Consider the following 6,196-nt stretch of genomic DNA (forward strand, 5'->3'; position numbering starts at 1 on the left):
AATTATAGATTCTTTCTTTGTAAATCTGCTGCCTAAATAAAATTAATTTTGTACTTTTGTACCCAAATCATTTTATATAGAATGAGACAGTTAAAGATTACTAAAAGTATCACTAACCGAGAGAGTGCTTCTTTGGATAAGTATTTACAGGAAATCGGTCGTGAAGATTTGATTACTGTAGAAGAGGAGGTGGAACTCGCTCAACGTATCCGTAAGGGTGACCGTATTGCATTGGAGAAGCTTACGCGTGCTAATTTGCGATTTGTGGTGTCTGTAGCTAAACAGTATCAGAACCAGGGACTGAGCTTGCCTGACTTGATTAATGAAGGTAACCTGGGTTTGATTAAAGCTGCTGAAAAATTTGATGAAACTCGTGGATTCAAGTTTATCAGTTATGCAGTTTGGTGGATTCGTCAGTCTATTCTTCAGGCACTGGCTGAGCAGTCGCGTATTGTGCGTTTGCCGTTGAATCAGGTAGGCTCGCTGAATAAAATCAGCAAGGCGTTTTCCAAGTTTGAGCAGGAAAACGAGCGTCGTCCTTCCCCGGAAGAACTGGCCGATGAACTGGAAATCCCGGTAGATAAGATTTCGGATACGCTGAAAGTTTCTGGTCGTCACATCTCTGTAGATGCTCCTTTTGTGGAAGGAGAGGATAACAGTTTGCTGGACGTACTGGTAAACGATGATTCTCCTATGGCCGACCGCTCTTTGGTAAATGAATCACTTTCTAGGGAAATTGACAGAGCGCTTTCTACGCTAACCGAAAGAGAAAAGGATATTATCCAGATGTTTTTCGGTATTAACACGCAGGAAATGACGTTGGAAGAAATCGGCGATAAGTTTGGGCTCACACGTGAGCGTGTTCGTCAGATTAAGGAAAAGGCAATTAGAAGATTAAGACAAAATTCTCGTAGTAAGTTGCTCAAATCTTATTTGGGATAAGGTAGAGATTGATTTCCAAAAAACAGAAGAGATGTATGAGGGTTCGCTCAGACCTGGATACATCTCTTTTTGTATGTAGAAAGGCTTTTTCTTTGTTAATTTATATATCTTCTTTCGGTTTTTACGCATAATTGTGTACTTTTGCCCTCATAAATTGATGAATTATGCGTTATACAAAGTTTTTCTGTTTCCTGTTAATGATGGTATTTGCTGCTTCAGTATTCAGTAAGCAGCCGAAAGATAAGAACAAATATGGAGTATATCTGGCTGGAGTTTCCGCTTCATTTACTGACTCATTAGTGTATTTCACAGACGTGCAGTATCTGGACAGTGCGGCTGTAGATGATAAAGGAATGTTGGTTGGCCGTGCGCTGTATAGTATTCAGTTGAAGGATTATCTGGAGCAGAAACAGAATGGCAAGAACCGTACTTGCTTTATGTTTTTCAGCCGGAAAAAGAAGAACGTGCAGAAGGAACTGAAAAAGCTGAAGGAAAAATATACTAAGGGAGGTTCGTTGTTCCTTCAGGATGTGAATGCGGAATTTAAGTTTGAAAAGCCTGATTTTGAATAATGCAGATGAAGAAATGGCTTTACATCCTGCTGGTGATTGTGCTAGCTGCTTGTTCCAATGAAATTCCGGAACAACAGCCTGCGAAACGCTCTGGGCGTACGGTGCTGGCATATCTGATTTCGAATAACAAAGCAGGTTCTTTAGATACTTATTTGCGTAATAACGTAATCGATATGTACACTGCATTGGGCAATATGAAGGAGTCATGCGCTTTGCTGGTGTTTTATCGCCCTTATACGGGTGATACTCCTCTGAGTAATCCTACCTTAATGAGTTTCTATGCTGATGGACGTGGTAATATCAATAATGTTGCAGCTTTGACAGGTGAGGAGCTGACTTTTGATGCGGTTTGTAGTATAGCTCAGAAAAAGGAGTACACCATGAATAGCCAGATTGCAACTGACCCGGCTGTGATGGAGGAAGTCTTTACCGATATGCAGACTGTAGCTCCTTCTGACAGTTACGGTCTTATTTTAGGTTCACATGGCACCGGGTGGATGAAGGGGACTTCTGTTCAGACAAAGGCCTTTGGTGATGATAGTGGTTATAATATTGATATTCCCGATTTAGCAAATGTTCTAAAGAATAGTTTTTCTGAAAAACTTGATTTTGTATTGTTTGATGCTTGTATGATGGCCACTGCTGAAGTGGGCTATGAATTGAAAGGGGCCACTTCACATTGCATTGCTTCGGTAATGGAGACTCCGGTATATGGATTCCCGTATAATCAGATTCTTCCTTATTTGTATTCTGAAGACGTAGATTATTCTGCTGTGTGTCATGAATTTATTTCTTTTAATAAGACAAATAATTTATGGGGTACGTGCGCAGTGATGGATTGTAACCAAATGGAAAATCTGGCTGCAACAGTGAACACAAAACTTTCTGAATGGCGGGATGCATTGCCTTCCGTATCTATGCAGAACGTACAACAGTATGGTGTAGGTAGTTATCGATACTTTTCTTACGATGTATTAGACTTTTTCCGTGAACTGGGAAGAAAGAGTGGACTGGTAGAAACGGATTTGAATGAGGCTATTGCTTCCGTACAAACCGCATTAGATCAGGCTGTGATAGCTAAAGATTGTTTGTCTGGGGTAGATTATGATTTTGATGGACTTATCGTTGATGGAACCCGTTTCTGTGGAATAGGTATGTATATTCCTAAAAAGTACAATGATTATGTCGTTAATAAAACAGCTTGGAATGATTATTACGAACAGTCAATCTCTTGGTATCATGCCGCAGGTTGGGCCGATTTAAATCTGAACTAATTACAAATTTCTTTACTTTTTGTGTGAACATTCTATCAGCTACGTATGTTTTTATTTATTAAAGCAGATTTGTAAGTATGTGGAATTTCATCAAAGAATTACGACGTAAGGACCATCAGCGTTATCTTGGTGGTCTGGATTTCTTTAAATATATAGGTCCCGGTTTGCTTGTGACCGTCGGTTTTATTGATCCGGGCAACTGGGCCTCCAATTTCGCTGCAGGAGCTGATTTCGGGTATTCCTTGTTGTGGGTAATTACTTTATCTACCATCATGCTTATTGTGTTGCAGCATAATGTGGCTCACTTGGGGATTGTTACCGGACTTTGCTTGAGCGAAGCTGCCACTAAATATACGCCAAAATGGGTGGCGCGTCCAATTCTGGGAACGGCCGTATTAGCGTCTATTTCTACTTCTCTAGCGGAGATTTTAGGAGGAGCTATAGCCTTGGAAATGTTGTTCGGTATTCCCATTATCTGGGGTTCTCTTCTTACTGCTTTCTTTGTCACAATCATGCTGTTTACCAATTCCTACAAGCGGATTGAGCGCTCTATTATTGCATTTGTGTCAGTGATAGGGTTGTCTTTTTTGTATGAACTTTTCCTGGTTGACATTGACTGGCCTTTGGCTGCCCGTTCGTGGGTGACACCTTCCATTCCCGAGGGAAGCCTGCTGGTGATAATGAGTGTGCTGGGAGCCGTGGTGATGCCTCATAACTTGTTCTTACACTCGGAAGTAGTACAAAGCCGGGAATACAATAAGAAGGACGATGCTTCTATCCGTAAGCTGTTGAAATATGAATTTTATGACACCCTGTTCTCTATGGGAGTAGGCTGGGCTATTAACAGTGCGATGATTCTATTGGCTGCGGCTACCTTCTTTGCCAATCATATCGGAGTAGAAGAGTTGCAGCAGGCCAAGAGCTTGCTGGAGCCTTTATTAGGGAATCAGGCTGCTACTATCTTTGCTCTTGCCTTGCTGATGGCAGGTATCTCCTCCACTGTAACAAGTGGGATGGCGGCCGGTTCTATTTTTGCCGGTATGTTCGGAGAATCCTATCATGTAAAGGATGTGCACTCTCGTGTAGGAATTCTGCTTTCATTGGGAATTGCACTGGTTGTCATTCTGTTTATCGAGAATCCTTTTCAGGGATTGATTATCTCACAGATGATACTGAGCATTCAGCTTCCATTTACCATTTTCTTGCAGGTAGGGTTGACCTCCTCAAAACGGGTCATGGGGCAGTATGCCAACTCCCGTTGGAGCAGTTTTGTGCTTTACACCATGGCAGTGATTGTATCTGTGCTGAATCTGGCTCTTCTTTTCTCAGAAAGTTTTTAAGCTGTCCGTAAATCGGTGCCTGACATCTTTTTCTTATAGTGGTATGCCAGCATCAAAGCTGCCACAGCGAAGGCCAAGGCATCGGATAGCGGCATGCTGAACCATACCCCTTCCACGCCATAGAGGGGTGGAAGGAAAGCCAGTCCTGGAAGAAGGAAAAGCAGTTGTCGGGAGAGGGACAGGAAAATAGAAATCCGGGCCTTTCCGATGGACTGAAAGAACTGGGTGATGACAATCTGTGCACCTACTATCGGGAAAGCAAGAATACCGATTCGCAGGGCCAATGTGGCTTCGTCCGTCAGTTCGTGGTTGTCGGTAAACATACCGACAAATACGCCGGGAAACAGCTCACCGATTATGAATCCCAATGTGGTAATGATACATCCTGCTGTGATTCCCAGTTTCAAGGTTCTTTTTACACGGTCGAAATGTTGTGCACCGTAGTTGTATCCCGTGATGGGTTGCATTCCCATGGTGATACCCATCACAATCATGACAAAGAGCATCTGGATACGGTTGAGGATGCCGAATGCACCGATGGCCATATCACCTCCATAGTTGAGCAGGCGGTTGTTGATGAAAATCACGATGCAGCAGGCACATACGTTCATGACGAAGGGCGACATGCCGATGGCAAAGATGTTGGCTATGATGTGCTGTTTTAACCGCATGCTGTGACGCTGGAACCGGATATAAGTTTTCGGACTGTAGAAGTGATACAACACCCACAGCATGCCGATGAATTGTGAGCAGATGGTCGCAAGTGCGGCTCCCCGGATTCCCCAGTTCAGTACAAAAATGAAAATCGGAGCTAGAATAATGTTGCAGCCTACGGTCAGCATGGAAGAAAGCATGGCTTTTTTCGGATAACCGGTGGCACGCATGATGTTGTTAAGTCCGATCATGACATAAGAAATCGGACTGCCCAACAAAATTACCTGCATAAAATCGCGGGCATACGGCAGGGTAGCCTCGCTGGCTCCGAAGAAAAAGAGAATCGGTTCCAGAAAGATAAATGCCAGTCCGCCGTAGAAGATGGCGTTGATGACACAGAGAATAGCTACATTTCCCAAAATATCTTCTGCTCCCTTTTTGTCCTTCTGTCCCAGTCGGATGGAAGAAAGCGTAGCACCTCCTACGCCTACCAGTGTACAGAAGGCTACCAGCAGGTTCATCAGCGGAAAGGTAATGGCCAGACCGGAGATGGCCAGGGCTCCCACACCGTGACCGATGAAAATACTGTCGATGATGTTATACAGGGAAGTCAGTGTCATTCCGATAATGGCAGGAATGGAATATTCTACGAGCAGTTTCCCGATAGGGGCCTCTCCCAATATGTGAGGGTTGTTTTCTTTCATGTCCGTTTGTTTATTTTAATTTCCAAAGTTAGGAATATGCGGCAATATTTTAGAACTTTGCACCGTTAAATCAAACTAAACATACCGATGGACAAAACTAAATGCGTGGCAGCACTTTTTGATTTTGACGGAGTAGTGATGGATACAGAGTCACAGTACAGCATCTTCTGGAATGAGGTAGGGAAAAAATACCATCCGGAATACGAGGAATTCGGAAAAATCATCAAAGGACAGACGCTGAGTCAGATTTACGACCGTTATTTTCAGGGAATGGAGCATGAACAGGCTGAAATCACGGAAGACCTGAACCGTTTCGAGGCGGAGATGCGCTATGAATATGTGCCGGGAGTGGCGGAATTCATGCAGAGTCTTCGTGCTCATGGAGTGAAAATAGCCATAGTGACTAGCTCGAATGAGAAGAAAATGGCCAATGTGCATGCGGCACATCCGGAATTGAAGGACATGGTGGACCGGATACTCACAGCCGAGATGTTCCAGAAATCCAAGCCAGAACCCGATTGCTTTTTGCTTGGAGCCAAAGTTTTCGAAACACTTCCGGCCAATTGCGTCGTGTTTGAAGATTCATTCCATGGCATTCAGGCGGGAAACGCCGCAGGCATGCCTGTAGTGGGACTGAGCACCACCAATCCGGCGGAAACCATTCAGAATCAGTGTGCCCGGGTGATTCCAGATTTCACTCATTTTACATA

At 43.7% G+C, this 6,196-nt stretch carries 6 protein-coding genes; 5 read left to right on the forward strand and 1 reads right to left on the reverse strand.

The annotated features are described in order from the left end of the window. The first annotated feature begins 81 nt into the window (after positions 1–81). The 4 genes from ACMJ0U_RS09540 to ACMJ0U_RS09555 all read left to right on the forward strand — a co-directional run bounded on the left by ACMJ0U_RS09540 (position 82) and on the right by ACMJ0U_RS09555 (position 4,128). The gene (locus ACMJ0U_RS09540; RefSeq protein WP_007561648.1) at positions 82–942 is read left to right on the forward strand and encodes a sigma-70 family RNA polymerase sigma factor; all 861 of its coding nucleotides are present in this window, start codon (positions 82–84) and stop codon (positions 940–942) included. 164 nt (positions 943–1,106) lie between these two features. Then, the gene (locus ACMJ0U_RS09545; RefSeq protein WP_417129733.1) at positions 1,107–1,514 is read left to right on the forward strand and encodes a hypothetical protein; all 408 of its coding nucleotides are present in this window, start codon (positions 1,107–1,109) and stop codon (positions 1,512–1,514) included. Between the two features lie 5 nt (positions 1,515–1,519). Beyond that, a complete protein-coding gene (locus ACMJ0U_RS09550; RefSeq protein ID WP_417129734.1) occupies positions 1,520–2,788 on the forward strand; it encodes a clostripain-related cysteine peptidase in 1,269 nt (422 codons plus the stop codon). Between the two features lie 77 nt (positions 2,789–2,865). Beyond that, positions 2,866–4,128, forward strand: coding sequence for an Nramp family divalent metal transporter (locus ACMJ0U_RS09555; protein ID WP_417129735.1), 1,263 nt, complete (start codon positions 2,866–2,868; stop codon positions 4,126–4,128). On the opposite strand, the gene ACMJ0U_RS09560 is transcribed toward ACMJ0U_RS09555, so the two are convergent. Continuing rightward, positions 4,125–5,486, reverse strand: coding sequence for an MATE family efflux transporter (locus ACMJ0U_RS09560; RefSeq protein WP_417129736.1), 1,362 nt, complete (start codon positions 5,484–5,486; stop codon positions 4,125–4,127). The two genes, ACMJ0U_RS09555 and ACMJ0U_RS09560, sit on opposite strands and share 4 nt — an antisense overlap. An 87-nt stretch (positions 5,487–5,573) precedes the next feature. Between ACMJ0U_RS09560 and ACMJ0U_RS09565 the strand changes: the two genes are divergently transcribed. After that, positions 5,574–6,196 (forward strand): HAD family hydrolase (locus ACMJ0U_RS09565; protein ID WP_417129737.1); only part of this gene is annotated, 623 nt, incomplete at its 3' end.

Source organism: Phocaeicola sp. (genome assembly GCF_048170425.1).
Taxonomy (GTDB): domain Bacteria; phylum Bacteroidota; class Bacteroidia; order Bacteroidales; family Bacteroidaceae; genus Phocaeicola.